The organism is Pseudomonas sp. LBUM1662, assembly GCF_059695915.1.
Genome location: NZ_CP166793.1, coordinates 4,298,755 through 4,324,841, shown reverse-complemented (window position 1 = coordinate 4,324,841; position 26,087 = coordinate 4,298,755). Strand labels below are relative to the sequence as shown.

Below are 26,087 nucleotides of genomic sequence, written 5' to 3'. Positions count from 1 at the left end.
GGCCGGGTGATGCTCACAGGGCAATCAGCCGGATCGGGCTGCCTTCGGTCACGTTCAGGGCGGCGCACATCTCGGCGCTCAAGCCCACCGGTTGCCCGGCCTGGACATTCAACTCGGCGACGATGGCGCGGTAATCCTTCAGCGAATCGTTGCTCACCAGGTAGCTGCCACTTGCATCAATGGACGAAGCCGACTGAACGTTGCCGGTCTGGCTTTGCGCGATCGAGAGAATGTTCGAGGTGCGTGCATACAGCGTCGGGCCTGCGTCAAACAGGTCGATGTAGCTGTTGGTTTCAAATCCCTCGCGCTCAAGAATATCGAAGGCTTCCTGGCCGTCGGGGTGGATCCGGCCGATGCAATCCTGTGCAGCCTGGGGCAGCATCGGCACGTAGATCGGGTAGTGCGGCATCAGTTCGGCGAGGAAGGTCCGGCTCTCCAGGCCGCAGAGCCGCTCGGCCTCGGCGTAGGGCAGGTCGAAGAAATGCTTGCCCAGCGCATCCCAGAACGGCGATTGCCCTTCATCGTTGCTGAAGCCGACGATCTCGGTGATCACCGCTTCGGCAAAGCGCTGTGAATGGGCGGCGATGAACAGCAGGCGCGCCCGGGACAGCAACTCCGAAAATGCTGTGCGCACCAGCGCCGTGTCGATATGAAAACCCCGCAGCAAGGTGTGACCGCTGAGGTCCTGGCACAACGACAATGCCGGCACGCCGTGTTCGATGTTCAGCTCTCGCGAGGCGCTGGTGAAGTGACGGTTGCGCAAGCTGTAGAACGGTTCGTTGAAGCCTGCAGTGGCGAGAATTTCCGAACAGCCCACTAGGCGCCGGGCCGCGAGATCCTCCAGCACGAAGAAGTAGTTCTCGGCGCCATGCACCTCCACGTCTTTCTCGAACGAAGCGCAGGAGTCGAGAATCCTCAGTCGCAAGCGTTCAGTGTCGTCCGGCAAGGACGTGACACCGATCAGGCTGTCGCGCGCCAGTTGCTGCAACTGGGGCAGGTCGGTTAACTCGACTGGGCGTAAGACCAGCATGGATGTACTCCTGTATCAAAGGGTTCGGCGGTGTGTGCCGAACCTGACTATCACTGTCGGTTTCCACGCATTAAATCGGCGGTCGCCTGATTTCTTGTCAGACGCCGCTCTTTTTCTTGTCAGCCGTTGCTCGGATCGGGCAGCGCCGTGCTGGCGCCCAGCTTGTTGAGGAAAAACAGATACACCAGGCCCAGGGCAATCCAGATCAGGCCGAGTTTTTGTGCATCGACGCCCATGTTGTACATGATGGCCGCGACGATGATGAAGCCAATCACCGGGCAGATCAGGTGACGGATCACCTGGCCGGACTTCTGCCGACGCCAGTAGTAATTGATCACGGTCAGGTGCAGCAACATAAAACCGCTCAAGGCGCCGAAGTTCACTAGCGAGGTGAGGGTGTCCACCGAGTTGATGAACAGGTAGCAAATCACCAGTGACAGCACGGCCACCAGATAGATGCTCAGGTACGGGGTATTGTGTTTCGGGTGAACCTTCGCCAGCACTTTCGGCAGCTTACCGTCCCGGGCCATGCCGAACAGCAGGCGCGAGACCGCCGCTTGCGAGGTGATGGCAACTGCCACGCCCCACGCCAGGGCCGTGGCCACGCCGGTCAGGGTGGCCAGCCAGCTGCCGGCAGCGATTTCGGCGATTTCATAGAACGCGGTGTCGGCAGAGGTAAAGCCCATGCCGGCCGCCAGGTCAGTGGCAATCCAGGTCTGCACGACGAAGATCACGCCCATCACCAACAGCGTGATCAGGGCTGCCTTGCCGACGCTGCGGCCCGGGTCGCCCTTGATTTCTTCGGCGAGGGTGGAGATCGCATCGAAACCGAGGAACGACAGCACCGCAATCGACACGGCTTGCATCAGCAGGGCGAAATTGAAGGTGTCGGGGTTGTACAACGGCGCCAGGGTCAGCTGACCGTTGCCGCCGCCGCTGTGCAGCGCATTCCAGGCGTAGAACAGGAAGATCCCCAGCACCACCAGTTGCGCCAGCAGAAACACAATGTTCATGCGGGCAGTGAAGGTGATGCCCCGCAGGTTGACGAACGTCGCGCTGACCAGAAACGCCAGGATGAAACCGACCTTGGGAATGTCCGGATAAAGGTGATTCAGCGCCATGGCCGCGTACACGTAGAGCAGCGGCGGAATCAGCAGGTAATCGAGCAGCATCAGCCATCCGGCGATAAACCCGACATGCGGGTTGAGGCCGCGTTGCGCGTAGGAATACACCGAGCCCGCAATCGGAAAGGCCCGGGCCATGCTGCCGTAACTCAGGGCTGTGAACAGCATCGCGACCATGCCGATGATGTAAGCCAGCGGCACCATCCCGGGCGCTTCGGCGTTAACGTAACCGTACACCCCGAACGGGGCGATGGGGATCATGAAGATCATCCCGTACACCACCAGATCGGTCAGCGACAGGCTACGTTTCAACTCCTGCTTGTAGCCGAATTCTTCTATTTCCATGAAGCCCTAACTCCTTGAGATGACAGCAGCTGCATGCTGCGGGTTTGATGCGAATGTTTACAACAGCGGTGCCAGGTAAGCGGTCCAGCGACTGACGTCTTCAGAGGTGCGCAGCAGATCGTTGCGCACCTCGATCAACACCGATTCCAGTCCTCGTGCATCGCCGTGGACCGGCACGGTCATGTCACCCAGCGGGTTGATTTTATAGGGCTCATTGCCGGCGACCTTCAAGGGGTGCTGGCTCAACCCGTCAACCAGGCGTTGGGCGTAGCCCTTGGCTTCGCCAAACAGCACGCCGACTTCCAGCGCGCGCGGCTGGCCGTGATAAACCGGGGTGAAGCTGTGAATGCCGACCACCCGAACCGGCCGCCCTTGTGCGACACGCTGGTCGATCAAGGTTTGCAGCCGGGCATGAAACGGTTTGAACAGGCATTCGCGGCGGTACTCGCGCGTGGCCTCGCCCAGATTCTGGTTGCCTGGTACCTGATAAATCTCGCTCTGGGGTGGAATGCTGTCCGGTGCAACCAGCGGGCGATTGAGGTCAATCAAGAGCCGCGAGTAATTGGCCGCCAGCAGCGTTGCCCCCAGTGCCTGGGACAAACTTTCGGCCAGCGCCAGTGCGCCAATGTCCCAGGCGATATGCTCGCGCGCCGCATCGTGACTCAGGCCCAGGTCATTCAACTCGGCCGGGATAAACCGGCTGGCGTGTTCGCACACCAGAATCAACGGGTGCGCCGAGTCTTCGCGGCTCAAGGTGTACGCGGGCTCGGTAAACAGACCGAGTTCAGCGGATTCAGTACAGGCGTGCATAGTGCTCACAGCATTCGGCGGGCGACAGCTGTTCCGTCAGCGTCAGTTCCTCGGATTTAAGGGCGAGCCAGGTGTCCATCAACGCACTCGGCAGGGCTTCGATCAGCGCCTCGCTGTTGCGCAGGCACTCGAGCGCCTGGGCAAGGGACGCGGGCAGGGCAACGATGCCACGGGCCTGGCGTTGTTCTTCGTTCAGGGAATCGGGGATTTCATCGGTGATCGCGTTCAAGGCCAGGCGTTGTTCGATGCCCAGGCGCCCGGCGATCAGCAGTGCGGCCATGGCCAGGTGCGGCGAAGCCGTGGCGTCCATGGCGCGAAATTCCAGGTTGTATTGCGCCGCCACGGATTGGCCGCCCAGGCTCACGGTCGGGCAGATCCGCAGCGCCGCTTCGCGGTTGCGCTGGCCGACGCAGGCGTAGGACGCGCTCCAGTGATGCGGCTGCAAGCGCTCGTAGGACACCGGTGTCGGTGCGGTAAACGCGCACAGCGCCGGCAAGTAATGCAGGATGCCGGCGGCCCAGTGCTGGCCGAGGGTCGACAGGCCATTGATCGTGCCGGCGTCGTACATCAGCGGCTGGCCGTCCAGGTCCAGCAGGCTCACGTGCAGATGCACGCCGTTGCACACGGCATGCTCGGACGTCTTCGGTGCGAAGCTCACGTCGAGGTTCATCTGCCGGGCGATTTCACGGGTGATCTCGCGCACGTTCACCGCGCGGTCCGCCGCCGCCACACCGAGGGCGGGGCGGCAGGTGATTTCGTATTGGTGCTTGCCGTATTCGGGCAGGAACATTTCCGGTTCGACGCCGCCGGCGCGCAGGGCGCTGAGCAGCCAGCCACCGAACTCGGCGCCCTGACGCTGGGCCTCAAGGGAGAACGCCAGTTGATCGGCCGCGCCGGTGTCCAGGTTGAATTCATGTTCGAACGCGGCGTTGACCTGCAAACCCAACTCGGCGCGATATCGCTCCACTTCATTGCGCAACAGCGTGCGCGGGCAGGCGCCCCACGGGCGGCCATCGGTTTCCTGAATGTCGCCGTGGATGAAGTCCAGCGCCGGGGCCGTGGCATTCGGGCCATTGCTGACCGTCACCCGGCTGCTCAGGTCGGGCATCAGCCGCAGATCGCCATAAGCGCCCCACGGATTGGTGGAGGCGATGATGTCTTGCGGGGTCAACGCGCTGTTGGCCGGCACCCAGCCGCAGCCTGTTGCCAGGTAATGTTCAAGTTCGTCTGTGGGGAACGAGCGGCCACGTGTCACGCCAATCAGGTCGGTGGTGACAATAGTGGTCATTGGCAGCGGCGACAGGCGTTCGCTCATGCTTGCATCTCCTGCAACCGGCCGAGCACCGTCTGGGTGTCGGTGATCCAGCAGTAACCCTTGATCGCGTTCAGGCAGGCTTGATGCCGTTCCGGTGTGTAGGTCGCACAGGCGTCCTCCACCAGCGTCACCAGGTAGCCGCGGTCGGCGGCGTCACGCACGGCCATGTCCACACACTGGTCGGTGACAATGCCGGCGATGATCAGGTGCCGGGTTTCAAGGTTGCGCAGCACGTAGTCGATGTTGGTGGAGTTGAAGACCCCGGAGGAGGTCTTGGGCAGGACGATTTCGTTTTCCGTCGGCGTCAGGTCGTCGATGATCCGCGCTGGAGCGCTGCCCTTGGGCAAGTGCATGTCCGAAAGTTTGTGGTCCAGCGAGCGGTCGCGACCATCGGCGGTCAGGCTTTCGATGATCGTGTGCAGCACGTTTTGCCGTGCGCTGCGAAAGGCGCTGAGCAGCCGGCGTTGATTGGGCACCACCTGCATGTGGGTGCGGGTCAGGAAGTATTCGCCGTCCGGTCCGTTGAGGTGCGGGTCGAACTGCGGTTCGAGCCAGGCCCGCTGCATGTCCACCAGCAACAGCGCGGTGTGATCGGCGGTGAACGGCAAGTCCCGGGGCGAGTGGTGGGGGAGCGTGAACATCCTTATTTATCCTCCAGCAGGTGAGTGTCGAAGTCGGTCCGCAGGGCATCGATGCCTTCCAGGCGATCGGCCAGCTCCGGGCTGCGCAGGGTCAGGCAGGTAATCAGCGCCTCGACCTGGGCCAGCGCCGGAACCATGGTGTCGAAGGCCGACACCGATTCCACTGGCGCACTGATAATCAGGTCGGCCATTTCCCGCAGCGGTGAAGCATAGATGTCAGTGAACAACACCACGCGGGCATATCGGCTTTTCGCCGCATGGGCCACGCGCAGGGCCTGTGATTGGTAACGGCGATAGTCGAACACCAGCACCACGTCCTGACGCTGCACGTCGAACAACCGGTCCGGCAGTTGCGCGTTATCTTCCAGGGCGAAACAGCCCGGGCGCAGCAGGCGCAAATGGTTGAGCAGGTAACTGGCGAGGAAACTGCTGAAGCGCCCGCCAAAGCAGTGAACCTGGTGGCGTGTTTCGAGCAGCCATTCCACCAGAATCCGCACGTCTTCGGGCTGGGTCAGCGCATGGGTATCCACCAGCGCCCGATGACTGTCCGCCAGGTAATGGCTCCAGGCGTCGCCTTTCTGCAGATGAGAACGAAGCTGTAACAAGGCGCTGGGGGACCGCAGGCGGTGGTCCATGTCGCTGAGCAGGGCATCCTGGAAATCGGCGTAACCGCTGAACCCCAGTTTCTTGACCAGCCGCACAATGGTGGGGTCGCTGACACCGGCATGTTCGGCCAAACGTGACATGGGGCCCAGCCCGTTACGCGGGTATTGGTCCAGCAAGGCACGGATGACTTTGCGTTCCGCCGGCGTAAGTTCCAGGCCGGGATCGGTGATCAGCTCTCTAAGGGTGGGCATCCGGGCTCCTGCTGGATGGGTATGTCGGTTTTGTTTCATAAATCGCCAAAACAGTATTTATGTAGCGCACGCTACATGTCTAGCGAATTTTTCCATGGGTTTTTCAGGGGCCAAAATCGGGCGCAAAGCCTGTGCGCTGGGGGCTACACGCAATTCGACTGGCTTTGTAGTCCATCGCCTATATGGGTGTCGGAGATTGCTGAATCTCAATGGTTGAATGAGCCCGCGTTCCGTTGCTGCTGATGCAAACGAAACGCCCTGGATCAAGCGTCTTGCGGCACAATTGCGTCATTATTGGCGGCATCATGCCGTTTTCCATTTGATCGACAGGGTGATAATCCGTGCAGGCAACCCGTTTGACCCTGATGTGCCACGCGCGAACCGTCGCACAAAAATTGGCGCGTTTTCCTACGAACGAGCCGTTGGAGTTTTATGGGCAATTGGCGAAGGGATCGCGTAGCCGCCAGTTCGAAGAGGCGCCACGGGTACTCTGCGGGCCGGAGTTGCGCACGCAACATACGGCCGAGTTGTTTGGCAATGACGTTGAAATCGTCTCGGCATTGAGGGATTGCGACTTCGGACGGTGGAACGGGGCGCGGATCAATGACCTGCAAAAGTCCGAGCCTGAGGCGCTGCAGGCCTGGCTCGAGGACCCGACCTCGGCGCCCCATGGCGGTGAGTCGGTCGCGCAGCTCACCGAGCGCGTGGCGCAGTGGCTCAAGTCCCTTGAGGCAACACCGGGGCCGATCCTAGCCATCACCCATCCCTTTGTCATTCGCGCCGCCCTGACGCAGGTGTTGCAAGCCAGGGCGTTCAATCTGGTCGACGTCGAACCGTTGTCGTCCATCGAGTTACGGTTTACCGGCTGCTGGCGGCTGCGCTTGCTTGAAGGAGTCATTGGATGAAAAAGCTTCTGGTCATCGGCATCGGTGCCGGCAACCCCGACTACATCACGATGCAGGCCGTGAAGGCACTGAACCTTGTCGATGTGTTTTTCCTGATGGACAAGGGCCAGAGCAAAGACAAGCTGATCGACCTGCGCCGTGAAATCTGCGAGCGCTACATTACCGATCACGACTACCGCTTCATCGAAGCCCGCAGCCCGGAGCGCGAACGCGGGGAGGTGGACTACAAATCAAGTGTCGAAGATCTGAACCTCGCCAAGCAGCAGACCTTCGAACGGCTGATCAATGAGGAACTGTCCGACGACCAGTGCGGCGGTTTTCTGGTGTGGGGCGATCCGGCGTTGTACGACAGCACCCTTCGGATCTTGCAGGCAATCCTGGCCTCGGGCCACTGTGAGTTCGAGTATGACGTGATCCCCGGCATCACCAGCGTTCAGGCATTGGCGGCGCAACATAAGGTGCCGCTCAATCGCATTGGCCGCTCGATTGAAATCACCACCGGCCGACGCCTGGCGGCGGGGCAGGTGAGCGATGCCGACAGCCTGGTGGTGATGCTCGATGCCGAGGATTCCTACCATCAGGTGGCGGATCAGGACACGGAGATTTACTGGGGGGCTTATCTGGGAACGCCGGATGAGATTTTGATCAGCGGCAAGCTTAAGGATGTCGCGGATGAGATCGAGCGGGTGCGCAAGGCGGCGCGGGTGGAGAATGGATGGATTATGGATACCTACCTGTTGCGCAAGCCTTGAGGTAAATCGGTGCCTAGGCTGACGCCTTCGCGGGCAAGCATCGCTCCTACGGGTATTGCGTTGCCTTTGTAGGAGCGAGGCTTGCCCGCGAAGAGGCCCTCAAGGACATCTAAAAAGCTGCTTTGACCCCACGCCCAAACCGCTCCCGATACACCGACGGCGGCACCCCCACCACCCCGCGAAACGCCACGCGAAAACTCTCCACCGACCGATACCCACACTGCTCGGCAATCTGATCGGTATTTTGATTCGTGCTCTCGAGCAACTCCCGCGCCCGCGCCAGCCGCTCATGCTGCAACCACGCCTTGGGCGGCATCCCCGTGGCTTCAGTAAACCGGCGCAGAAAGGTCCGTTCACTCATGGCTGCCTCGCTCGCCAGTTCGCGAACTTCCAGCGGTTCATGCAAGCGCTCCCGCGCCCACTGCATGACGCGGGACAAATCGCTGCGCGGCGTTGGACTGACGGGCGTAGGAATAAACTGCGCCTGACCGCCGGTGCGTTGCGGCGACATCACCAGCCGCCGCGCCACCGAGTTCGCCACCTGCGTGCCGAAGTCCCGCGCCACCAGGTGCAGGCACGCATCGATCCCCGCCGCGCTGCCGGCCGAGGTAATCAACTGGCCGGAATCGACGTAGAGCACGTCCGGGTCCACCAGAATGTTCGGAAAACGTTCGGCCAGCTCGGCGGTGTAGCGCCAATGCGTGGTGGCGCCGTGACCGTCCAGCAGGCCGGTTGCCGCCAGCACAAACACGCCGGAGCAGATCGACAGCAACCGCGCACCCCGCGCATGGGCTTGGCGCAGGGCGACGAGTAAGTGTTCCGGCACCGGCTCGGTACGGTCGCGCCAGCCGGGGATGATGAGGGTGCGGGCGTCTTCGAGCAGTTCCATGCCGCCATCGGCCAGCACCTGAATGCCGCCCATGGCGCGCATCGGGCCCTGATCCACGGCGACGATGCGATGCTCATACCAAGGGAAATCAAACTCCGGCCGCGCCAGGCCGAAGATCTCCACGGCGATGCCGAATTCAAAGGTACAGAGGCCGTCGTAGGCCAGAATCGCGACCAATCCAGGGTTAGGCTGCATTTGGCGGAAAGTTCCCGGTGAGTGTCTTGTGCGCCACTGTAGCCGCAAGTGGCGGGCGGATAAAGTCTTCTCACACCCACTCAAGACTTGGAGTACAGCCCATGACCAGCCTGGTCCGCGCCATTCCCGCAGCCCCTTCGGCCATTGCCCTGATGCACTTCAGCAATCGTCTGACCTATGAAACCGACTGTTCCGACGTGTACGGCAGCCAACAGGCCGCAGATGTGGATTTTGTCCTGGTGGACGTGCGCGGACCGTTGGCGTTCGAGCGCGGGCATGTGCCGGGCGCGATCAACATTCCGGGACGCCTGCTCACCGCCGAGCGCCTGGCGGACTACCCGACCTCCACCTTGTTTGTGGTGTATTGCGCCGGGCCGCACTGTAACGGCGTGCACAAGGCGGCGGTGAAACTGGCGGCGCTGGGTTATCCGGTCAAGGAGATGATCGGCGGCGTGACCGGGTGGCTGGATGAGGGGTTGGAGTTGAGTGTTGCGGTGCAACGGCCTGCCACCACCGTTATCGGTTGCGAATGCTGATGTAGTCGAAAAGATCGCAGCCTCGTTTCACTCGACAGCTCCTACAGGGATCGCGAAATTCCGCATTTTCCGATTCCTGTAGGAGCTGTCGAGTGAAACGAGGCTGCGATCTCTTGATCTTGCTTCTAAACGGATCCCCACCACCCATCCAGCGTCACTGACATCCACTCAAACACGGCGGCATAAGCGGCACTATCCTGCGGCCCCCGAGGCAACGGCGATTCATCGCCAAAATGCGCATTAAGCGTCGCCACCGACTCGGCATTCCACTCCGGATGAAACTGCAAACCCACTCGGGTCGGCCCCACGCGATACATCTGTTGCGCACAATGCTCGCTGCTGGCCAGCAACTGCGCATCGTGCGGCAGGTCGATCGCGTCTTCGTGCCACTCCAGCACTTTCAGCGTCTGACCATCGACAAACGTCACGTGGGTCCAGCCGGTTTCGGTCCGATCCATCCGCCGCACTTTCCCGCCCAGACTCAGTGCCAGCAACTGCGCCCCCAGACAAATCGCAAACACCGCCGCGCCGTGATCCAGGCTCGCCGCCAGCCACTGCCGTTCTGCTTCCAGCCACGCCGGCCCGGCGTTGGATTCATATGGCCCGCCCAGCACAATCACAGGCGCAGCACTCACCGGCGGCAACTGGCCGAGGTCGGCGCGAAAGACCTTCAGCGTCACTCCCCGGGACTCTGCCCAATCGGCAATGGCGCCAGGACCTTCGGCGGGGTGATGCTGGATCAGATTCAACGTTGCCATCGGTACTCTCTGTAGTTTTTGCGTGTAGGTTTTGTCTGAAAAAAGCGCTTGTCCTACAGGGCATGCACCGCCTTGGCGCACGCTTCAAGGGCTTTGAATTCCTCGGCCACTTTTCTATAAGTATTTGTCGCTTAAACACAATTTGCCCTGTGAAAGCCGCTCTAGACTGCCGGCCACTTCGATCTTCACCGACCGAAAGTCATTCGAAAGCTGCCAATAAAAGCCTCCGCACACAGGAGTTATAAATGAAGAAGCTAGTGATGTTTGGTGCCCTGGCACTGTCGATGTTGTCCCTGACCGCTGTGGCCGATGACGCCAAGCCGATCCGCATCGGTATCGAAGCCGGTTACCCGCCATTCTCGATGAAAACCCCTGACGGCAAACTCACCGGTTTCGACATCGATATCGGCGACGCGCTGTGCGAGCAGATGAAAGTGAAGTGCACCTGGGTCGAGCAAGAGTTCGATGGCCTGATCCCGGCACTGAAAGTGAAGAAAATCGACGCGATCCTGTCGTCCATGACCATCACTGACGATCGCAAGAAGAACGTCGATTTCACCATCAAGTACTACCACACCCCGGCACGTTTCGTGATGAAGGCCGGCACCGACATCAAAGACCCGCTGACCGAACTCAAAGGCAAGAAAGTCGGTGTGCTGCGCGCCAGTACCCACGACCGTTTCGCCACTGAAGTGCTGGTGCCGGCCGGTATCAACCTGGTTCGCTACGGCTCCCAGCAGGAAGCCAACCTGGACATGGTTTCCGGCCGCGTTGACGCGCTGCTGGCCGACTCGGTCAACCTGGACGACGGTTTCCTGAAAACCGACGCCGGTAAAGGCTTCGCTTTCGTAGGCCCGACCTACGAAGACGCCAAGTACTTCGGCGGCGGCGCCGGTATCGCTGTGCGCAAGGGCGATACCGAGCTGGCGGACAAATTCAACACCGCCATCACCGAAATCCGCGCCAACGGCAAGTACAAGCAAGTGCAAGACAAGTACTTCGACTTTGACGTTTACGGCCAGTAATCACGCCGTTCAAAAAAGTGGCAACCGTTGACGCGGTTGCCACTTTTTTTACGCTCATGAATTATCCTGCCCACCACATTCCCGATGTAGGAGCTGTCGAGTGAAACGAGGCTGCGATCTTTTGATCTTGCTTTTAAAAAGATCAAGATCAAAAGATCGCAGCCTCGTTTCACTCGACAGCTCCTACAGGAGTCCCCATGCAACGCATCGACCATCCTCTGCCTTGGAGCCATTTGGGCTCCGAACGCACCCTCAGCGTGTTTCGTTTTGGCGCGGGCACGCGCAAGGTTTACATCCAGGCCAGCCTGCACGCCGACGAGTTGCCCGGGATGCGCACGGCCTGGGAGCTGAAAAAGCGCCTGGCCGAACTCGAAACCAATGGCCAGTTGCAGGGCGTGATCGAACTGGTGCCGGTGGCCAATCCGATCGGCCTCGACCAGCACCTGCAAGGCAGCCACATGGGCCGCTTCGAACTCGGCAGCGGCAAGAACTTCAACCGCGCTTTCGTTGAACTCAGCGCCCCGGTGGCCGGGTTGATCGGCGACCGCTTGGGTCACGATGCGCAGGCCAACATCGCGCTGATTCGCCAGACCATGGGCCAGGTCCTCGACGACTTGCCGGCACCGGCCTCGCAGCTGGAAGCCATGCACCGCCTGCTGCTGCGCCACGCTTGCGACGCCGATATCACGCTGGACCTGCATTGCGATTTCGATGCGGCGATTCATCTGTATGCCTTGCCGCAACACTGGCCGCAGTGGCAATCCCTGGCGGCGCGCCTGAAAGCCGGGGTGGCGTTGCTCTGTGAAGATTCCGGTGGCAGTTCATTTGATGAGTCCTGTTCATCACCGTGGCTGCGCCTGGCGCGGGCCTTCCCCGAGGCGGCGATTCCGCCGGCCAACCTGGCGACGACGCTGGAATTGGGCAGCATGGGCGACACGCGTGTGGATCAGGCCCAGGCCAATTGCGAGGCGATTCTCGGGTTCCTCGCCGAGCAGGGTTTCATCACCGGCACCTGGCCGGCGGCACCGAGCGAGTGCTGCGAAGGCATGCCGTTCGAAGGCACCGAATACCTGTTCGCGCCGCATCACGGGGTGGTGAGTTTTCTGCGTGATTCGGGTGAGTGGGTGGAGCAGGGTGATGCGCTGTTTGAGGTGGTTGATCCGCTGAGCGACCGCGTCACCACCGTGCGCGCCGGGACCAGCGGCGTGTTGTTCGCGATTGATCGCGGGCGGTATACGCAGCCGGGCACGTGGCAGGCGAAAGTGGCGGGGCGTGAGCCGATTCGGGTGGGGAAACTGATTAACGACTGAGGATTGTCGCCGTTTTCCAAGGCCCCATCGCGAGCAGGCTCGCTCCCACAGTGGATTGCATTCCAAATGTGGGAGCGGGCTTGCTCGCGAAGGCGGCATCAGCAGCACCACAAATCCCCTTGCTGTGCGCACAGTGTTAGGCTCCCCCCGAATCCTGCGCTCCGTGAAGGAAGGTTTATGTTGAAGTTTCTCGCTCTGCTGACGTTGCTGGCCTGCGCCACCGTCCACGCCGAAACCCCGCTGCACACCGATCTGCCGCTCAAATATCTCGAGCAAGCCAACCCCGAATCCCGCCACCAGCCCCTGGTGATTTTCCTCCATGGTTACGGCAGTAACGAGGAGGATCTGTTCGGCATCAAGGATGAGCTGCCGGCGCAATACAACTTCCTGTCCGTGCGGGCTCCGATGGTGATGGAGGAGGGCAGTTACAAGTGGTTTCGCGAGAAGGGCAACGCGGCCTACAACGGTGAAACCGATGACCTGAAGGCCAGCGGCCAGGTGCTGCTGGATTTCATCGCGCAGGCGGCGAAGAAATATCACACCGAACCAGACAAGGTGTTCCTCGTCGGGTTCAGCCAGGGCGCGATCATGTCCTACGAGGTGGCGCTGCGTCATCCCGAGGCGGTGGGCGGCATCGCGGCGCTGAGCGGGCGGATTCTGCCGGTGCTGAGGTCCGAACTCAAACCGGATGAAAAACGCCAGAAGCTGGCGATTTTCATCGGTCATGGCACGGCAGACAAACGCCTGCCCTACATCGACGGCACCGAGGCCAACAGCCTGTTGCAGAGCCTGTCACTCAAGCCTGAGTTTCATGCCTACCCGGGCGTCGGTCACAGCATCAGCGCCACCGAAATGCAGGACTTGAGCGCCTGGTTGCAGCGCCTCAACCCTTGAGTCTTATTTGCCGGTGACGATCTGTTTGACCAGCGTCTCGTGGCCGCCATTGTCGCTGAGGCGGGAGATCACCTGAACGATCGCCATGCGTGTGTTGGACGCGGCCATCAGTGTGGTGTCGAGGGTTTTGCCGCCGCCCTGGGTGGCGGTGCTGTCGATCTGTCGCAGCCCCAGGCCGGTGCCTTTCTGGGTCAGGCTTTTTTCGCTGAGCTTGGTGAAGTCCGGCAGCGCCTTGGCTTGTTCGGTGGCGAAGTCGGCCGCGGCGGAGTCGAGGAACGGACCGTCGTTGTCCTTGACGTTGGCGCCACCGGGGATGGTGTTTTCAGCGGCGATCACCACGGTTTTGGTGGCCTGATTGGTGTACATGGTGCCCGTCGCCCCGGCGGTGCCGGTGGCCGCGTCGCCGGCGGGTAACGGGTTGGCGATGAAGCCTTTGGGCAGGGTGAACTTGAACTTGCCACCGAGCATCGAGACTTCTTGTGCAGGCGCTTTGTCGCTGGCAGTGGCCTTGGCGGCATAGGCATTCAACGCCCCCAGGCTGGCGGCCGCCGTCAGGAACAGGACAACGGCTTTTTTACTCAACAATGACATTCGGAAACTCCAGGGATGATCGCGCATTCGCCGCAATCATCCCATGGAACACGATTTGTAGCAGCTCCCACACTCCGCCCTCGTAGCAGCTGCCTCGCGCTGCTCGGCAGCTGCTACCAGATTGCGTAGTTTTGATCGCGCCTGGAAACTACTGCGCCTGATTCTGCGGAAACAGGTTGCGGCGGGTTTCTTCGTCGAACTCGGCCTTCAGCACCAGTTTCTCTTTCAGACCCTGCGCACGTTGGGCGGCCGGGCGGGCGCTGATTTCATCGAACAGACGCTTGACGTTCGGGTAGGCCGCCAAACCGTTCTCGCCGAGGATGTAAGGCGCGTAGCTGGCCCAGCCCCACAGTGCCATGTCGGCGATGCTGTAAGTGTCGCCGGCCAGGTATTGATGATCGGCCAGACGCTGGTCGAGAACGCGGTAGTGGCGTTCGACTTCCTTGAGGTAGCGGTTTTTCGCGTAGGGCAGGTCTTCCGGTGCATGGTGCAGGAAATGCACGGCTTGGCCGGAGAACGGCGACAGGCCGGTGGCGATGAACAACAGCCATGACAGCAGCTCGGCTTGCCCCGCGACGTTGGTCGGCAGGAAGCGCTGATGCTGTTGCGCCAGGTGCAGCAGGATGGCCTGGGAGTCGAACACGGTGGCGTCACCGTCGACCAGGGCCGGCACCTTGGCGTTCGGGTTGATCGCCAGAAAGGCTGGCAAGTGTTGCTCGCCCTTGAAGGTGTCAACGCCGATCAATTCGTAGGGCGTTTGCAGTTCTTCGAGCAGCAGGGCAACTTTCATCGGGTTCGGCGAAGGGTGGAAAAAGAACTTCATGGTGTAGGCCTCAGTCAGTGGGTTAGGAACTGAGGCGGATGGTGGGGCAAACCTGTTCGATTGACGTACGAGGTTGTTGCTTTACTCGTTCGGAATAATCGAACGTGTTGCCGGGGCTTTATCGCTTGCTCGCGACGTGGCGATCACCGCCCCGGCGATAATCAACACGGCGGGGACGATCAGGATCGGACCGGCATGGCTGCGTCCCACGGCGATCAGCAATAACGTCGAAATCAATGGCGCCAGGTAGGAAAGCGCCCCCAATGTCGCCAGGCTGCCGTGTTTGGTGGCGTGATCCCAGGCAAAAAATGCCATTCCGACCGGCCCGAGGCCGAGCACCACAATCGCGGTCCATTGGCCGAGATCAGGCTGCACTGTGGTTTCAAACGCCAGGTGACAGATCAGGCCGGACACCGCCGACATACCGCAGATCCCGCCGATGATGCTGCTCGGCACGTCGTTGAACCGTCGGTTGATCACCGAATAACCCGCCCAGATCAGCGCGCAACCAAAGGCCGCGAGATAACCGGCGATGGGCATCGATGCGCCAGCCTCCGGGCCGTGTTGTTGCATGATGAACGCCGTGCCGGCCAGCCCCAGCAGCGCGCCGAGCATCTGCCGTTTGTGCAGTTTTTCCCCGGCCGAGAACGCCGAGAGCAGCACCAGCAGCAGCGGCCACAGGTAATTGATCAGGCTGGCTTCGGCCGCCGGGGCGACTTTGAGCGCGAAGAAATACAGCGCGTGATAAACGAAAATCCCCACGAAGCCGGTCACCCATACCGCCCAGGGTTGTCGCCAACTACTGAAGCCGGCGAGCCCGCGTCGACCCAGAATCACCAGGCTCGCCGCAAACGCTATGCCGAAGCTCAGCGTCAGCAGTTCAAAGGGTGGAATGCCTTCGGTGAGGGTGGTCAACAGCGCCAGGCAGGACCAGAGAAATATCGCGATGACGCCAACAGCGGTGGCTGAATGGGGCGTACGGACGAGCGACGTTGCGAGACTCATGTCTGTTCCTTCAGCACGTAGCGGGCGACATCCTGGCCCTCGGGATGTGAAGGAGCTTAGCGTTTGATCGCGGCTCGTCCAGCCTCAGTCGTCGGGTTGGCCGGTCGGGCCAGCAAGCGCCGGGTGATGCCCAACATCCCCACGGACACCGCAACCCCCAGTGCAAACGCGCTCATGCCCATCTCGGGCAACGCCAGCGCCAACACCAGGCAAAACGCCGCAAACGAATACATGCCAGTCGCCGTCGCCCGCAGCAGCGCGGCCGTAAACGCCGGGCCACGGGTTTGCTGGGAAAACACCGCCATCACGCTGCCAAGCACCGGGAACACCGCGAGCAGGCCGCTCCAGCCTTCGCCGACGGTGCTGGCGAGTAACGTCACGGCGAGGGTGAGCAGGGCGCCGGCAATCATGCGCAGCAGAAGTTTGTCGGACTTCGGCGCCGGGCCGGAAACAATGGGTTGCACGCTGGGAAACAGGTACGGCGCCGCCAGCAGCGCGGTGGCGGCCGCGATCACCGAGAACACCAGCGAGGATGGAATCAGCGACAGCACCACCGCCACGGCAGCCCAGACCGACAGTGAAATCGTCAATGCCCATGGCCATCCCGCCCGTTGCGCGACCTGGGCGTAGGTCACGCAAAAGGCAATCATCGCGAACATCGCCGACAACGCCGCCGTCGCTGACTGCGCGGCGAACACTTCGCCTTGCTCGATGGCGAGGAAGAACAGAATCGGCCCGACCACCACCGGCAACCCCGACAGCCAACCGGCCACGCTAGGACCCCAGCGTTTACCCGCGAGAGAGATCAGCAGCAGAAATCCAGGAATCACCAGCAGTTTGAGCATCAACACGCACGCGTCTCCGACCTGAGTGAGGCGGCAACGTTAGCACTGTGGACGTTGGATTGCTCTAGAAATGAAGGAGTTTTGTATACAAAGCTGACAGCTCAAATAGTTGTACAAACAGATGCTTTGCGTATAGGTTTTTAGCAGATGCCCACCGTGAAAAGAACGCGATGAACAGACTCCGATTTCGCCTGCACCACAGTGTGTTGTTGCTGGGATTGTTAGGCAGCCAGGCCATGGCCAATTGGCAGGAGACCCTGCCCGGCGCGCAGATCATCGGCGTCGGCGAGTTTCGGGTGTTCGGGTTTGATGTCTACAACGCCCGGCTCTGGAGTGCGGCACGGCCATTGGCGCCGGACCAGCCGTTTGCCCTGGAACTGATCTATCAACGCAGCATTTCCCGCGATGATCTGGTGCAGGCCAGTGTCGATGAAATCAAGCGATTGTCCGGCGCCTCGGTCAGCACCGAGCAGCTCGAGCGCTGGAAGGTGCAGATGCAGCAGTCGTTCGTCGATGTAAAAGCCGGCACGCGCATTACTGGCATTTATTTGCCGGGGCAGGGCGCGCGGTTTTTTGTCGGCCAGCAGCCGCAACACGACGTGAAAGACCCGCAATTCGCTCGGGCCTTTTTCGCTATCTGGCTCGACCCACGTACGCGTAATCCCGAGTTGCGCCAGCAATTACTGGGCAGCGCCACTCCTTGAGGTGCATGACATGCTGAAAAAACTGCTGGTGGTGTTGCTCGTCTGCCTGGCTGGTTGCAGCGTTGATGTGCAGCGCTACAGCGAGCAAAACCCCAAGCTCGATCTGCCCGGTTTTTTCGTCGGGCGAGTGGATGGGTGGGGAATGTTCCAGAAACGCTCGGGCGAGGTGATCAAGCGTTTTCATGTGTTGATCAACAGTCGAATGGACGGCCAGAACCTGATCATGCATGAGGCCTTTACCTACAGCGACGGCACGAAACAGACCCGCGTCTGGACGTTGTACCCTGACGGTCCAGGCCGTTGGCGTGGCACGGCCGGCGATGTGGTCGGCGAGTCCCGCGGTGAGGTGGCCGGCAACGCTTTGCACTGGCGCTATGAACTCAGCCTGCCGGTGGACGACAAGGTCTACCAGGTGCATTTCGATGACTGGATGTACTTGCTCGACGAAAACACCATGGCCAATCGCTCCGCCATGACCAAGTTCGGTGTTGAGTTAGGCCAGGTGACGTTGTTCTTCCGCCGACACGGCGCCTGACACCCGGGCATTTGCCCCTTGGGCGCACAGGCTGAAACCTCTAAGCTGCGCTTTTCCACCTGTCGACGGATGTTTGCGTGAAATTCAGTTTGCCCAAAGTTGCCACTGCGCCGTTTTGCCCGCCGGAAGTGGCGGGCAGCGTTGCCGTAGACCCGCGCGCCTCGTTCTTCAAACGGGTCCTGCGCTTTGCCGGTCCTGGTTTGCTGGTGTCCATCGGCTACATGGACCCGGGCAACTGGGCGACCGCCATCGAGGCGGGTTCGCGGTTTGGCTACAGCCTGTTGTTCGTGGTGCTGCTGGCGAGTCTGGCGGGGATGGTGGTGCAGTGTCTGTGTTCGCGCCTGGGCATCGCCACCGGTCGTGATCTGGCGCAACTGTCCCGGGAGCGCTACAGCACGCGGACCGCGCGGACTCAATGGGTGCTGGCGGAAATCTCGATCATCGCCACCGACCTGGCGGAAGTGCTCGGCTGTGCCCTGGCCTTCCATCTGCTGCTCGGCTGTTCGCTGACGGTCGGCATCGCGCTGACCGCGTTTGACACGCTGCTGGTGCTGGCCCTGCAAAACCGCGGTTTCCGCCGACTGGAAGCAATCATGCTGGTGCTGGTGAGCACCATCGGCGTGTGTTTCTTCGTCGAGTTGCTGCTGATCAAGCCTTACTGGCCGGACGTGGCCCGTGGTTTTACGCCGTCCCTATCAGCCATCGGCGATGCCGCGCCGCTGTACCTGGCCATCGGCATCCTCGGGGCGACGGTGATGCCGCATAACTTGTACCTGCACACCTCGATCGTGCAGACCCGAATGATCGGCAAGGACCTGGCCAGCAAGCAGGACGCGGTCAAACTGGCGCGCATCGACACCATTGGCTCCCTGGCACTGGCGCTGCTGGTCAACGCGGCGATCCTGATCCTCGCTGCGGCGGCATTTCACAAGAGCGGGCATACCGACGTGGTGGACATCCAGGACGCCTATCACTTGCTCGATCCGCTGGTGGGCGGCGCCTTGGCCAGCGTGTTGTTCGGGGTGGCGTTGCTCGCTTCGGGGCAGAGTTCGACGTTTACCGGAACCATCGCCGGGCAGGTGATTATGGAGGGCTATCTGAACCTGCGGATTCCTTGCTGGCAACGGCGGCTGATTACCCGGGGGCTGGCGTTGATTCCTGCGTTTATCGGGGTCTGGCTGATGGGCGATAACGCGATTGGCAAGTTGCTGGTGTTGAGTCAGGTGGTGTTGAGTCTGCAGTTGCCGTTCGCGTTGTATCCGCTGATTCGCATGACCAACGATCACAAACTGATGGGGCCATTTGTGAATCGCTGGCCGACGCGGGTGTTGGCGTGGGGGTTGTTTGTGGTGATCAGTGGGGCTAACAGTTGGTTGATTCTGCAATTCTTGGGGTGACTGGTCGGGCCTCTTCGCGAGCAAGCCCGCTCCCACAGGTTTGATGTACGACACAAATCCCCTGTGGGAGCGGGCTTGCTCGCGAAGAACGATAACGCGGTCTACCGCTGGAACGCTTCAACCACAAAATCAATAAACACCCGGGTCTTGGCCGGCATCAACGTCCGGCTCGGGTAGTACAACGAAATCGGCCCCGCATCCGCGTGCCAATCGGGCAGCAGGCGCACCAGTTCGCCGCGCTGGATGTTCGCGGCCACGTCCGGCAACACCAGCAGCGTCACGCCCAGGCCGAGGATCGCCGCCTCACGCATGGCCGCCGGGTCGTTGAGCACGATGTTCTCGGTCAACATCGCCTGCGCCTCATTGCCCGCACCGTCCTGCATGACCCACTGCCGGATTCGTCCGGTGCGGCTGCCGCGCATCACAATGCCGTTCAATTGGGCCAGGTCTGCCGGGCTGTCGGGCAGGCTGCGCTGCGCGAGGTAACCGGGGGAGGCCACCGCCACGATGTGCGCCGCCGCCAATGTTCGGGAGATGACCCCGGGCGTCAGTTCGAATGCACCGCCGATGGCCGCGTCGTACCCCTCGGCAATCAGGTCCACCTGACGGTTTTCGAAATGCCATTCCGGTTTGATCAGCGGGTATCGCTTGAGAAATTGCGGCAGCAGCGGCAGCACATGATCGATGCCAAACGTCGGCGCCAGGCTGACTTTGAGCACCCCGGCAGGCTCGCCCTGATCGCTGCTCACCGCGCTGATCGCCGATTGCAACGCCTGCAGGTTGCCGCCGATGCTCGCCAGAAAACGCTCGCCAGCCTCGGTCAGCGACAGTTTGCGGGTCGAGCGCTGGAACAGCCGCACACCGATGTTTCGTTCGAGTATCGCCACATTGCGACTGACCGCCGCGGGTGTCAGCGCCAGCAAGCGCGCCGCTGCAGAAAAGCTGCCGGTCTCGGCGCTGCGCACAAACGATTCAAGATTGGCGAGGGTTTCCATGGCTGACACCTGATACAAATGCTTGAAGATGATTCAAGGCATTACCGTCTAATCAAGCCCTAATGGCAAGCGCAGTATTCACTCCAACGACAACCCCCTCGGAGTGAACCATCATGATCAAAATTGGAATCATCGGCGCCGGTGCCATTGGCTCAGCCTTTGCCCGGGCGCTTTCACGCAAAGGCATTGAGGTTGTGATCGCCAACAGCCGTGGGCCAGAAACACTGGCTTCACTGGTGGAAGAACTCGGGCCAACGGCTCGCGCCGGCACCCGTGAAGAAGCGGCTGCACAAGCCATTGTGCTGGTGGCGGTCAACTGGTCGAAATTGCCGACGGCGCTGGCGGGTCTGCCGGATTTTGCTGGGCGGATTGTTATCGACGCCAACAACTCGATCGAGGCGCCGTCCTTCAAAGCCGTGGACTTGCAGGGACGGATGTCCAGTGAGGTTTTTGCCGAATGGGTGCCCGGGGCGCGAGTGGTGAAGGCGTTCAATCATCTGGCGGCGCGGTTGCTCGAAAGCGATCCGGCGGCGGAGGGCGGGCAGCGGGTGTTGTTTGTTTCGGGGGATGACGCCGAGGCGAAAGCTCAGGTGATCGGGTTGACCGAGCGATTGGGCTTCTTCGGGATTGATCTTGGGGAACTGAGTGTCGGCGCGCGGCTGGCACAGTTTCCGGGTGGACCGTTGCCCACGCTGAACCTGGTCAAATTCGCCTGACACAATGCAATACCCCCCTGTAGGAGCTGTCGAGTGAAACGAGGCTGCGATCTTTTGATCTTGATCTTTAAAAAGCAAAATCAAAAGATCGCAGCCTCGTTTCACTCGACAGCTCCTACAGGGGAACGGTGTTGTTTTCGTGATGTGTAAAACCCGGTGCGAGGTGAGTCGCACCGGGTGTGTTGCCAGACTGCAGCGGTTCTTCGTGGGCCCCCGCGCAGTCTGTTGAACGCTTTAAGCCCGCTCGATCGCCAGCGCTACACCCTGACCACCACCGATGCACAAGGTGGCGAGGCCTTTCTTGGCGTCACGCTTGATCATTTCGTGCAGCAGGGTCACCAGCACCCGGCAGCCCGATGCACCGATCGGGTGACCGAGGGCGATGGCGCCGCCGTTGACGTTGACCTTGTTCAAGTCCCATTCCAGGTCCTTGGCCACCGCCAGGGATTGCGCGGCGAAGGCTTCGTTGGCTTCGATCAGGTCCAGTTGCTCGATGGACCAACCAGCCTTGCTCAGGCAACGACGAGTCGCCGATACCGGACCAATGCCCATGATCGCCGGGTCGACGCCCGCGTTGGCGTAGGCAGCGATTTTCGCCAGTACTGGCAGGCCCAGCGCCTTGGCTTTTTCAGCGCTCATCAGAATCACGGCGGCGGCACCGTCGTTCAGGGACGAGGCGTTGCCCGCAGTCACCGAACCGTCCTTCTTGAAGGCCGGTTTCAGTTTACCCAACGCTTCAGCGGTGGTGCCGGCGCGTGGCTGCTCATCGGTGGCGAAGGACAGCGGATCGCCCTTGCGCTGAGGAATCAGGATCGGCGTGATCTCATCAACGAAACGCCCGGCTTCGATGGCGGCCGTGGCTTTCTGCTGCGAGGCCGCGGCGAAGGCGTCCTGTTGTTCGCGAGTCAGGCTGTACTTCTCCGCCAGGTTCTCGGCGGTGATGCCCATGTGGTAATCGTTGAACGCATCCCACAGGCCGTCGCTGATCATGGTGTCGACGATTTGCGCGTGACCCATGCGCAGACCGGTGCGCGCGCCGGGCATGACGTAGTTGGACAGGCTCATGTTTTCCTGGCCGCCGGCAATGATCACCTCGGCATCGCCGCAGCGAATCGCCTGGGTAGCCAGGTGCAGCGCTTTCAGCCCCGAGCCGCAGACCTTGTTCAGGGTCATGGCCGGCACGGTAAACGGCAGGCCGGCCTTGATCGCAGACTGGCGCGCAGGGTTTTGCCCGGCACCGGCGGTCAATACCTGGCCCATGATCACTTCATCGACTTCAGCAACGTCCAGGCCGGTTTGCGCCAGCAGCTGGCGGATTACCGCAGCGCCGAGATCAACGGCAGAAACATTGGCCAGGGAACCCTGGAAACTGCCGATCGCGGTACGCGTGGCGGCAACAATGACGACTTCTTGCATGGAATGATTCCTCACTGGGCAGCGAACTGCATTTCCGGAACGTGATCCGGCACGATCAGTTTACCGGCGGTCTTGGCGACAATCTCCTCGACGCTGACGCCAGGTGCGCGTTCCTTGAGGACAAATGCGCCATTTTCGATTTCAAGGTAAGCCAGGTCGGTCAGCACACGCTTGATGCAACCGGCGCCGGTCAGCGGCAGGCTGCATTTGGACAGGAGCTTGGACTCACCGTCCTTGGACGCGTGGGTCATGATGACGATGATGTTGTCTGCGCCGGCCACCAGATCCATCGCGCCGCCCATGCCCTTGACCAGTTTGCCGGGAATCATCCACGAGGCGATGTTGCCTTCAACGTCGACTTCGAAGGCGCCCAGCACGGTCAGGTCGACATGCCCCCCGCGAATCATCGCGAAGGACTCGGCCGAGGAAAAGATCGACGCGCCGATGCGCGCGGTCACCGTTTGTTTGCCGGCGTTGATCATGTCGGCATCGATGGTTTCTTCAGTAGGAAAAGGACCCATGCCGAGCAGGCCGTTTTCCGACTGCAGCATGACTTCCATGCCTTCAGGGATGTAGTTGGCGACGAGGGTCGGAATGCCGATGCCCAGGTTCACGTAAAAGCCGTCCTGCATTTCGCGGGCGACGCGTTGAGCCATTTGTTCGCGGGAAAGTGCCATTGTTATTTTTCCTTCAAGTCCGGGGGCAGGGGATCACTTACGCACGGTGCGCTGTTCGATGCGCTTCTCGAACGTGCCGCAAATGACCCGGTCGACGTAGATGCCAGGGGTGTGGATCTGCGCCGGGTCCAGCTCGCCGGGCTCGACGATTTCTTCGACTTCGACCACGGTGATCTTGCCGGCAGTGGCGGCCAGCGGGTTGAAGTTCTGGGCGGTGTGGCGATAGATGACGTTGCCGAAGTGGTCGGCTTTCCAGCCTTTGACGATGGCGAAGTCACCGGTGATGGATTCTTCCATCAGGTACTTGCGACCATGGAACTCGCGCACTTCCTTGCCTTCGGCCACCGGGGTGCCGACGCCGGTGGCGGTGAAGAAAGCGGGGATGCCGGCACCGCCTGCGCGCATCTTTTCAGCGAGGGTGCCTTGCGGGGTCAGGACAACTTCGATTTCGCCTTTGAGCAGTTGCTCTTCGAACAGCTTGTTTTCGCCAACGTAGGAGGCGACGACTTTGCTGATCTGGCGGTCGGTCAGCAGTACGCCGAGGCCGAAACCGTCGACGCCGCAGTTGTTGGAAACCACGGTGAGGTCACGGGTGCCTTTGCGCTTGATCTCGGCGATCAGGTTTTCCGGAATGCCGCACAGGCCGAAGCCGCCGGCGATCACGGTCATGCCGTCTTCAAGACCTGCCAGAGCTTCCTCATAGGAACTCACGCGCTTGTCGAAACCTGCCATATGCACCTCTTTTATTCTTTGTGGGCGGCTGGCTAGCCGTATGGGGTAGGAGTGTCTCGCCGGAGGATTTATTTGTTAAGTTGATTTTTAAGGTTGATTGATAGATAAAACTCAACAATGTGACTCCCCGTCGAACTGTAGGAGCTGTCGAGTGAAACGAGGCTGCGATCTTTTGACTTTGATCTTGAAAAACAAGATCAAAAGATCGCAGCCTCGTTTCACTCGACAGCTCCTACAGGCTCCTACACGCTCCTACAGGGAAGTTTTTACGTTGAATTAATGTAGTTACCTTGGAGAGACCGCGCATGACCGTCAAGCAGATCCGCGCATTCCTGGCCGTCGCTCAGAGCCTGAGTTTCGCCGTGGCCTGCGAGCGGTTGCACCTGTCGCAATCGGCCTTGAGCCTGACCATCAAGGCCCTGGAAGAAGGCCTGGGCGGCCGACTGTTCACCCGCAACACGCGCAACGTGGCGCTGACGGCTGAAGGGGAATCCCTGGTGCCACTGGCGCGCCGGCTGATTGCCGACTGGGACAACGCCGAGGATGAACTGCGCCAGCGTTTCACCCTGCAGCGGGGGCGCGTGACCCTCGCGGCGATGCCGTCGTTTGCCGGCAACTTGCTGCCGCCGATCCTCAAGACCTTCCGCGCGCGCTATCCCAAGGTCAACGTCACGGTGAACGACGTGATCAACGAGCAAGTGCTGGAAATGGTCCGCGACCGGCAGGTGGAATTGGGCGTGGCGTTTGAGCCGACCCAGAGTTCATCGCTGGAATTCACGCCGTTGTATATGGACCGTTTTGTCGCCGTGGTACCGGACGATTCGCCCTTGGCCGCACTGCAAGACATCGACTGGCAAACCTTGCTCAAGGAACCGTTCATTACCTTGCAGCGCCCTTCGACGGTGCGGGTGATGCTGGAAGAACACTTGCAGGCCCGGGGGATGAAATTGCCGGTGGAGTTCGAGAGCCATCAGTTGGCGACGGTCGGACGAATGGTCGCCAGCGGATTGGGCGTGAGCGCCGTGCCGGCCCTGTGCGCCGGGCAGATGCGCGAGTTGGGCGCGCGGTGCATTACCTTGCGCGACCCGGTGGTGGAGCGGGCGATTGGAGTGCTGACCAAACCCGGTGTGGAACTGTCGGCGGCGGCGCAGGCGTTGTTCGATATTCTCAAGGCCGAGAACCTGGGCGAGCGCCTTTCTATGCCCTGATCACGGTCTACTGTGGGAGCGGGCTTGCTCGCGAAGGCGGTGTGTCAGACAACATTAATGTCGACTGACACGACGCCTTCGCGAGCAAGCCCGCTCCCACATTGCGATGTGGTTTTGTCAGTTTTAAGTACTCAGGCGCTGGGCCAGCAAGGGCAACAGCTGTTCACACGACGCCTCAATCTTCATATCCAGCAGGTCATCCGCCCGGGTCTTGCCCAGATTGATCGCTATCAACGGCTTCCCCTGATCCGCCACCACCCGGCACAAGCGAAACGCCGAATACGCCATCAACGACGACCCCACCACCAACAACCCCGCCGCCTGTTCCACCGCCGCCATGGCCTTGGCCGCCGTCACCTGCGCCACGTTCTCGCCAAAAAACACCACGTCCGGCTTCATCCGCTCACCCGCGCAATGCGGACAATGCGGCACCTGAAACCGCGCCTCGAACGCAGGATCCAGCAAGGTATCGCCATCCGGCGCCTGCACCGCATCGACCCCGGCCAGATAGGGATTCTGCGCTTCCATCAGTTGCTGGATCGAATCCCGCTCGCTGCGTTGCCCGCAGTCCAGGCACAGCACCCGGTGCAGGCTGCCATGGAGTTCGATCACGTCGTGGCTGCCGGCCTGATCGTGCAGGGTGTCGACGTTCTGGGTAATCAGCCCGCTGATCTGCCGGGTATTTTGCAGACTGGCCAGGGCTTCGTGGGCCACGTTCGGCTGAGCCTGGCGCACCCGCGGCCAGCCGAGCATCGCCCGAGCCCAGTAACGGCGGCGTGATTCCGGGGCTGACAGGAACTCCTGATACATCATCGGTTGCCGACCGCGCCGCACGCCCTGGTTGTCGCGGTAGTCCGGAATGCCCGACGGGGTGCTGATGCCGGCGCCGGTCAGGACCATGAACGGCTGCTCGGCCATCAAACGCTGGAGTCGGTCGAGTTGTTCGTCGAGCATGTTCAACACTCCGCAGGGGCTTGAGTGTTTTGCAGCGTAGCACTTGCCAGTCTGCTAAACGCAATCCCTTGTAGGAGCTGTCGAGTGAAACGAGGCTGCGATC

Annotated in this window: 28 protein-coding genes; 11 read left to right on the top strand and 17 right to left on the bottom strand. The window is 61.1% G+C overall.

Going from position 1 to position 26,087, the window contains the following annotated elements; genetic code table 11:
• Positions 1 to 13 precede the first annotated feature (13 nt).
• The 6 genes from ACA049_RS19610 to ACA049_RS19585 all read right to left on the bottom strand — a co-directional run bounded on the left by ACA049_RS19610 (position 14) and on the right by ACA049_RS19585 (position 6,122).
• On the bottom strand, positions 14 to 1,030 hold the full coding sequence (locus tag ACA049_RS19610) for an arginine N-succinyltransferase (protein WP_497329066.1): 1,017 nt from the start codon (positions 1,028 to 1,030) through the stop codon (positions 14 to 16).
• A 119-nt stretch (positions 1,031 to 1,149) separates the two neighbouring features.
• Positions 1,150 to 2,499, bottom strand: a complete 1,350-nt coding sequence (locus tag ACA049_RS19605; protein ID WP_497329064.1) for an APC family permease — start codon at positions 2,497 to 2,499, stop codon at positions 1,150 to 1,152.
• Between the two features lie 57 nt (positions 2,500 to 2,556).
• Positions 2,557 to 3,309, bottom strand: a complete 753-nt coding sequence (locus ACA049_RS19600) for an N-formylglutamate amidohydrolase (protein ID WP_497329062.1) — start codon at positions 3,307 to 3,309, stop codon at positions 2,557 to 2,559.
• Entirely contained in the window at positions 3,293 to 4,624 is a 1,332-nt protein-coding gene (locus ACA049_RS19595) for a glutamine synthetase family protein (protein ID WP_497329060.1), read from the bottom strand. Before ACA049_RS19595 ends, ACA049_RS19600 begins: the two co-directional genes overlap by 17 nt.
• Positions 4,621 to 5,265, bottom strand: a complete 645-nt coding sequence (locus ACA049_RS19590) for a cysteine hydrolase family protein (RefSeq protein ID WP_497329058.1) — start codon at positions 5,263 to 5,265, stop codon at positions 4,621 to 4,623. The genes ACA049_RS19595 and ACA049_RS19590 overlap by 4 nt, the downstream gene beginning before the upstream one ends.
• A gap of 2 nt (positions 5,266 to 5,267) precedes the next feature.
• A complete protein-coding gene (locus ACA049_RS19585) occupies positions 5,268 to 6,122 on the bottom strand; it encodes a MurR/RpiR family transcriptional regulator (RefSeq protein ID WP_497329056.1) in 855 nt (284 codons plus the stop codon).
• 341 nt (positions 6,123 to 6,463) lie between these two features.
• Here ACA049_RS19585 and ACA049_RS19580 point away from each other — a divergent pair, with 341 nt between their 5' ends.
• The gene (locus tag ACA049_RS19580; RefSeq protein ID WP_497329054.1) at positions 6,464 to 7,027 is read left to right on the top strand and encodes a histidine phosphatase family protein; all 564 of its coding nucleotides are present in this window, start codon (positions 6,464 to 6,466) and stop codon (positions 7,025 to 7,027) included.
• Positions 7,024 to 7,779, top strand: coding sequence for a precorrin-6A synthase (deacetylating) (gene cobF, locus ACA049_RS19575; RefSeq protein ID WP_497329052.1), 756 nt, complete (start codon positions 7,024 to 7,026; stop codon positions 7,777 to 7,779). Before ACA049_RS19580 ends, cobF begins: the two co-directional genes overlap by 4 nt.
• Positions 7,780 to 7,888: 109 nt before the next feature.
• On the opposite strand, the gene ftrA is transcribed toward cobF, so the two are convergent.
• Positions 7,889 to 8,863 carry a transcriptional regulator FtrA gene (gene ftrA, locus ACA049_RS19570; protein ID WP_497329050.1) on the bottom strand — a complete coding sequence of 325 codons (975 nt, stop codon included), beginning with the start codon at positions 8,861 to 8,863 and terminating at the stop codon, positions 7,889 to 7,891.
• A 101-nt stretch (positions 8,864 to 8,964) separates the two neighbouring features.
• Between ftrA and ACA049_RS19565 the strand changes: the two genes are divergently transcribed.
• Positions 8,965 to 9,399: a rhodanese-like domain-containing protein gene (locus ACA049_RS19565; RefSeq protein ID WP_497329048.1), complete on the top strand. Its 435-nt coding sequence runs from the start codon at positions 8,965 to 8,967 to the stop codon at positions 9,397 to 9,399.
• A 125-nt stretch (positions 9,400 to 9,524) separates the two neighbouring features.
• On the opposite strand, the gene ACA049_RS19560 is transcribed toward ACA049_RS19565, so the two are convergent.
• Complete coding sequence (locus ACA049_RS19560; RefSeq protein WP_497329046.1) at positions 9,525 to 10,157, bottom strand: type 1 glutamine amidotransferase; 633 nt, start codon at positions 10,155 to 10,157, stop codon at positions 9,525 to 9,527.
• A gap of 245 nt (positions 10,158 to 10,402) precedes the next feature.
• On the opposite strand from ACA049_RS19560, the gene ACA049_RS19555 reads away from it, so the two are divergent.
• From ACA049_RS19555 to ACA049_RS19545, 3 genes are all read left to right on the top strand, one after another.
• Positions 10,403 to 11,182 carry an ABC transporter substrate-binding protein gene (locus tag ACA049_RS19555; RefSeq protein WP_497329044.1) on the top strand — a complete coding sequence of 260 codons (780 nt, stop codon included), beginning with the start codon at positions 10,403 to 10,405 and terminating at the stop codon, positions 11,180 to 11,182.
• 197 nt (positions 11,183 to 11,379) lie between these two features.
• The gene (locus ACA049_RS19550; protein WP_497329042.1) at positions 11,380 to 12,492 is read left to right on the top strand and encodes a succinylglutamate desuccinylase/aspartoacylase family protein; all 1,113 of its coding nucleotides are present in this window, start codon (positions 11,380 to 11,382) and stop codon (positions 12,490 to 12,492) included.
• A gap of 177 nt (positions 12,493 to 12,669) precedes the next feature.
• The gene (locus tag ACA049_RS19545; RefSeq protein WP_497329040.1) at positions 12,670 to 13,386 is read left to right on the top strand and encodes an alpha/beta hydrolase; all 717 of its coding nucleotides are present in this window, start codon (positions 12,670 to 12,672) and stop codon (positions 13,384 to 13,386) included.
• Between the two features lie 3 nt (positions 13,387 to 13,389).
• Here the strand turns inward: ACA049_RS19545 and ACA049_RS19540 are convergent, their stop codons facing one another.
• The 4 genes from ACA049_RS19540 to ACA049_RS19525 all read right to left on the bottom strand — a co-directional run bounded on the left by ACA049_RS19540 (position 13,390) and on the right by ACA049_RS19525 (position 16,656).
• The gene (locus ACA049_RS19540) at positions 13,390 to 13,977 is read right to left on the bottom strand and encodes a DcrB/PsbP domain-containing protein (RefSeq protein WP_497329038.1); all 588 of its coding nucleotides are present in this window, start codon (positions 13,975 to 13,977) and stop codon (positions 13,390 to 13,392) included.
• A gap of 148 nt (positions 13,978 to 14,125) precedes the next feature.
• Positions 14,126 to 14,800, bottom strand: a complete 675-nt coding sequence (locus tag ACA049_RS19535) for a glutathione S-transferase family protein (RefSeq protein ID WP_497329036.1) — start codon at positions 14,798 to 14,800, stop codon at positions 14,126 to 14,128.
• Positions 14,801 to 14,881: 81 nt separating this feature from the next.
• A complete protein-coding gene (gene yddG, locus ACA049_RS19530) occupies positions 14,882 to 15,805 on the bottom strand; it encodes an aromatic amino acid exporter YddG (RefSeq protein ID WP_497329034.1) in 924 nt (307 codons plus the stop codon).
• Positions 15,806 to 15,861: 56 nt separating this feature from the next.
• Positions 15,862 to 16,656, bottom strand: coding sequence for a hypothetical protein (locus tag ACA049_RS19525; protein WP_497329032.1), 795 nt, complete (start codon positions 16,654 to 16,656; stop codon positions 15,862 to 15,864).
• A 164-nt stretch (positions 16,657 to 16,820) separates the two neighbouring features.
• Between ACA049_RS19525 and ACA049_RS19520 the strand changes: the two genes are divergently transcribed.
• The 3 genes from ACA049_RS19520 to ACA049_RS19510 all read left to right on the top strand — a co-directional run bounded on the left by ACA049_RS19520 (position 16,821) and on the right by ACA049_RS19510 (position 19,286).
• Positions 16,821 to 17,354, top strand: coding sequence for a chalcone isomerase family protein (locus ACA049_RS19520; protein ID WP_497329030.1), 534 nt, complete (start codon positions 16,821 to 16,823; stop codon positions 17,352 to 17,354).
• 10 nt (positions 17,355 to 17,364) lie between these two features.
• A complete protein-coding gene (locus tag ACA049_RS19515; protein ID WP_497329028.1) occupies positions 17,365 to 17,889 on the top strand; it encodes a DUF3833 domain-containing protein in 525 nt (174 codons plus the stop codon).
• A gap of 77 nt (positions 17,890 to 17,966) precedes the next feature.
• Positions 17,967 to 19,286, top strand: coding sequence for an Nramp family divalent metal transporter (locus ACA049_RS19510; RefSeq protein ID WP_497329026.1), 1,320 nt, complete (start codon positions 17,967 to 17,969; stop codon positions 19,284 to 19,286).
• Between the two features lie 101 nt (positions 19,287 to 19,387).
• On the opposite strand, the gene ACA049_RS19505 is transcribed toward ACA049_RS19510, so the two are convergent.
• The gene (locus ACA049_RS19505; protein ID WP_497329024.1) at positions 19,388 to 20,281 is read right to left on the bottom strand and encodes a LysR family transcriptional regulator; all 894 of its coding nucleotides are present in this window, start codon (positions 20,279 to 20,281) and stop codon (positions 19,388 to 19,390) included.
• A 113-nt stretch (positions 20,282 to 20,394) separates the two neighbouring features.
• Here ACA049_RS19505 and ACA049_RS19500 point away from each other — a divergent pair, with 113 nt between their 5' ends.
• Positions 20,395 to 20,997 carry an NADPH-dependent F420 reductase gene (locus ACA049_RS19500; protein ID WP_497329022.1) on the top strand — a complete coding sequence of 201 codons (603 nt, stop codon included), beginning with the start codon at positions 20,395 to 20,397 and terminating at the stop codon, positions 20,995 to 20,997.
• 234 nt (positions 20,998 to 21,231) lie between these two features.
• On the opposite strand, the gene ACA049_RS19495 is transcribed toward ACA049_RS19500, so the two are convergent.
• Genes ACA049_RS19495 through ACA049_RS19485 form a run of 3 tightly spaced genes read right to left on the bottom strand, consistent with a single transcriptional unit; the run spans position 21,232 to position 23,822 of the window.
• On the bottom strand, positions 21,232 to 22,413 hold the full coding sequence (locus ACA049_RS19495; RefSeq protein ID WP_497329020.1) for an acetyl-CoA C-acetyltransferase: 1,182 nt from the start codon (positions 22,411 to 22,413) through the stop codon (positions 21,232 to 21,234).
• An 11-nt stretch (positions 22,414 to 22,424) separates the two neighbouring features.
• Entirely contained in the window at positions 22,425 to 23,090 is a 666-nt protein-coding gene (locus ACA049_RS19490) for a CoA transferase subunit B (protein ID WP_008153883.1), read from the bottom strand.
• A gap of 33 nt (positions 23,091 to 23,123) precedes the next feature.
• Positions 23,124 to 23,822 carry a CoA transferase subunit A gene (locus tag ACA049_RS19485; RefSeq protein ID WP_059402853.1) on the bottom strand — a complete coding sequence of 233 codons (699 nt, stop codon included), beginning with the start codon at positions 23,820 to 23,822 and terminating at the stop codon, positions 23,124 to 23,126.
• A gap of 305 nt (positions 23,823 to 24,127) precedes the next feature.
• Here ACA049_RS19485 and ACA049_RS19480 point away from each other — a divergent pair, with 305 nt between their 5' ends.
• A complete protein-coding gene (locus tag ACA049_RS19480) occupies positions 24,128 to 25,030 on the top strand; it encodes a LysR family transcriptional regulator (protein ID WP_497329018.1) in 903 nt (300 codons plus the stop codon).
• A gap of 123 nt (positions 25,031 to 25,153) precedes the next feature.
• Here ACA049_RS19480 and ACA049_RS19475 read toward each other — a convergent pair whose 3' ends face one another.
• Positions 25,154 to 25,984, bottom strand: coding sequence for an NAD-dependent protein deacetylase (locus ACA049_RS19475; RefSeq protein ID WP_497329016.1), 831 nt, complete (start codon positions 25,982 to 25,984; stop codon positions 25,154 to 25,156).
• Positions 25,985 to 26,087 lie beyond the last annotated feature (103 nt).

Bases quoted from the DNA above. Each gene is read 5' to 3' on its own strand.
- ACA049_RS19610 (WP_497329066.1), bottom strand. From the start codon at position 1,030: ATGCTGGTCTTACGCCCAGTCGAGTTAACCGACCTGCCCCAGTTGCAG.
- ACA049_RS19605 (WP_497329064.1), bottom strand. From the start codon at position 2,499: ATGGAAATAGAAGAATTCGGCTACAAGCAGGAGTTGAAACGTAGCCTG.
- ACA049_RS19600 (WP_497329062.1), bottom strand. From the start codon at position 3,309: ATGCACGCCTGTACTGAATCCGCTGAACTCGGTCTGTTTACCGAGCCC.
- ACA049_RS19595 (WP_497329060.1), bottom strand. From the start codon at position 4,624: ATGAGCGAACGCCTGTCGCCGCTGCCAATGACCACTATTGTCACCACC.
- ACA049_RS19590 (WP_497329058.1), bottom strand. From the start codon at position 5,265: ATGTTCACGCTCCCCCACCACTCGCCCCGGGACTTGCCGTTCACCGCC.
- ACA049_RS19585 (WP_497329056.1), bottom strand. From the start codon at position 6,122: ATGCCCACCCTTAGAGAGCTGATCACCGATCCCGGCCTGGAACTTACG.
- cobF (WP_497329052.1), top strand. From the start codon at position 7,024: ATGAAAAAGCTTCTGGTCATCGGCATCGGTGCCGGCAACCCCGACTAC.
- ftrA (WP_497329050.1), bottom strand. From the start codon at position 8,863: ATGCAGCCTAACCCTGGATTGGTCGCGATTCTGGCCTACGACGGCCTC.
- ACA049_RS19565 (WP_497329048.1), top strand. From the start codon at position 8,965: ATGACCAGCCTGGTCCGCGCCATTCCCGCAGCCCCTTCGGCCATTGCC.
- ACA049_RS19560 (WP_497329046.1), bottom strand. From the start codon at position 10,157: ATGGCAACGTTGAATCTGATCCAGCATCACCCCGCCGAAGGTCCTGGC.
- ACA049_RS19555 (WP_497329044.1), top strand. From the start codon at position 10,403: ATGAAGAAGCTAGTGATGTTTGGTGCCCTGGCACTGTCGATGTTGTCC.
- ACA049_RS19550 (WP_497329042.1), top strand. From the start codon at position 11,380: ATGCAACGCATCGACCATCCTCTGCCTTGGAGCCATTTGGGCTCCGAA.
- ACA049_RS19545 (WP_497329040.1), top strand. From the start codon at position 12,670: ATGTTGAAGTTTCTCGCTCTGCTGACGTTGCTGGCCTGCGCCACCGTC.
- ACA049_RS19540 (WP_497329038.1), bottom strand. From the start codon at position 13,977: ATGTCATTGTTGAGTAAAAAAGCCGTTGTCCTGTTCCTGACGGCGGCC.
- ACA049_RS19535 (WP_497329036.1), bottom strand. From the start codon at position 14,800: ATGAAGTTCTTTTTCCACCCTTCGCCGAACCCGATGAAAGTTGCCCTG.
- yddG (WP_497329034.1), bottom strand. From the start codon at position 15,805: ATGAGTCTCGCAACGTCGCTCGTCCGTACGCCCCATTCAGCCACCGCT.
- ACA049_RS19520 (WP_497329030.1), top strand. From the start codon at position 16,821: ATGAACAGACTCCGATTTCGCCTGCACCACAGTGTGTTGTTGCTGGGA.
- ACA049_RS19515 (WP_497329028.1), top strand. From the start codon at position 17,365: ATGCTGAAAAAACTGCTGGTGGTGTTGCTCGTCTGCCTGGCTGGTTGC.
- ACA049_RS19505 (WP_497329024.1), bottom strand. From the start codon at position 20,281: ATGGAAACCCTCGCCAATCTTGAATCGTTTGTGCGCAGCGCCGAGACC.
- ACA049_RS19500 (WP_497329022.1), top strand. From the start codon at position 20,395: ATGATCAAAATTGGAATCATCGGCGCCGGTGCCATTGGCTCAGCCTTT.
- ACA049_RS19495 (WP_497329020.1), bottom strand. From the start codon at position 22,413: ATGCAAGAAGTCGTCATTGTTGCCGCCACGCGTACCGCGATCGGCAGT.
- ACA049_RS19490 (WP_008153883.1), bottom strand. From the start codon at position 23,090: ATGGCACTTTCCCGCGAACAAATGGCTCAACGCGTCGCCCGCGAAATG.
- ACA049_RS19485 (WP_059402853.1), bottom strand. From the start codon at position 23,822: ATGGCAGGTTTCGACAAGCGCGTGAGTTCCTATGAGGAAGCTCTGGCA.
- ACA049_RS19480 (WP_497329018.1), top strand. From the start codon at position 24,128: ATGACCGTCAAGCAGATCCGCGCATTCCTGGCCGTCGCTCAGAGCCTG.
- ACA049_RS19475 (WP_497329016.1), bottom strand. From the start codon at position 25,984: ATGCTCGACGAACAACTCGACCGACTCCAGCGTTTGATGGCCGAGCAG.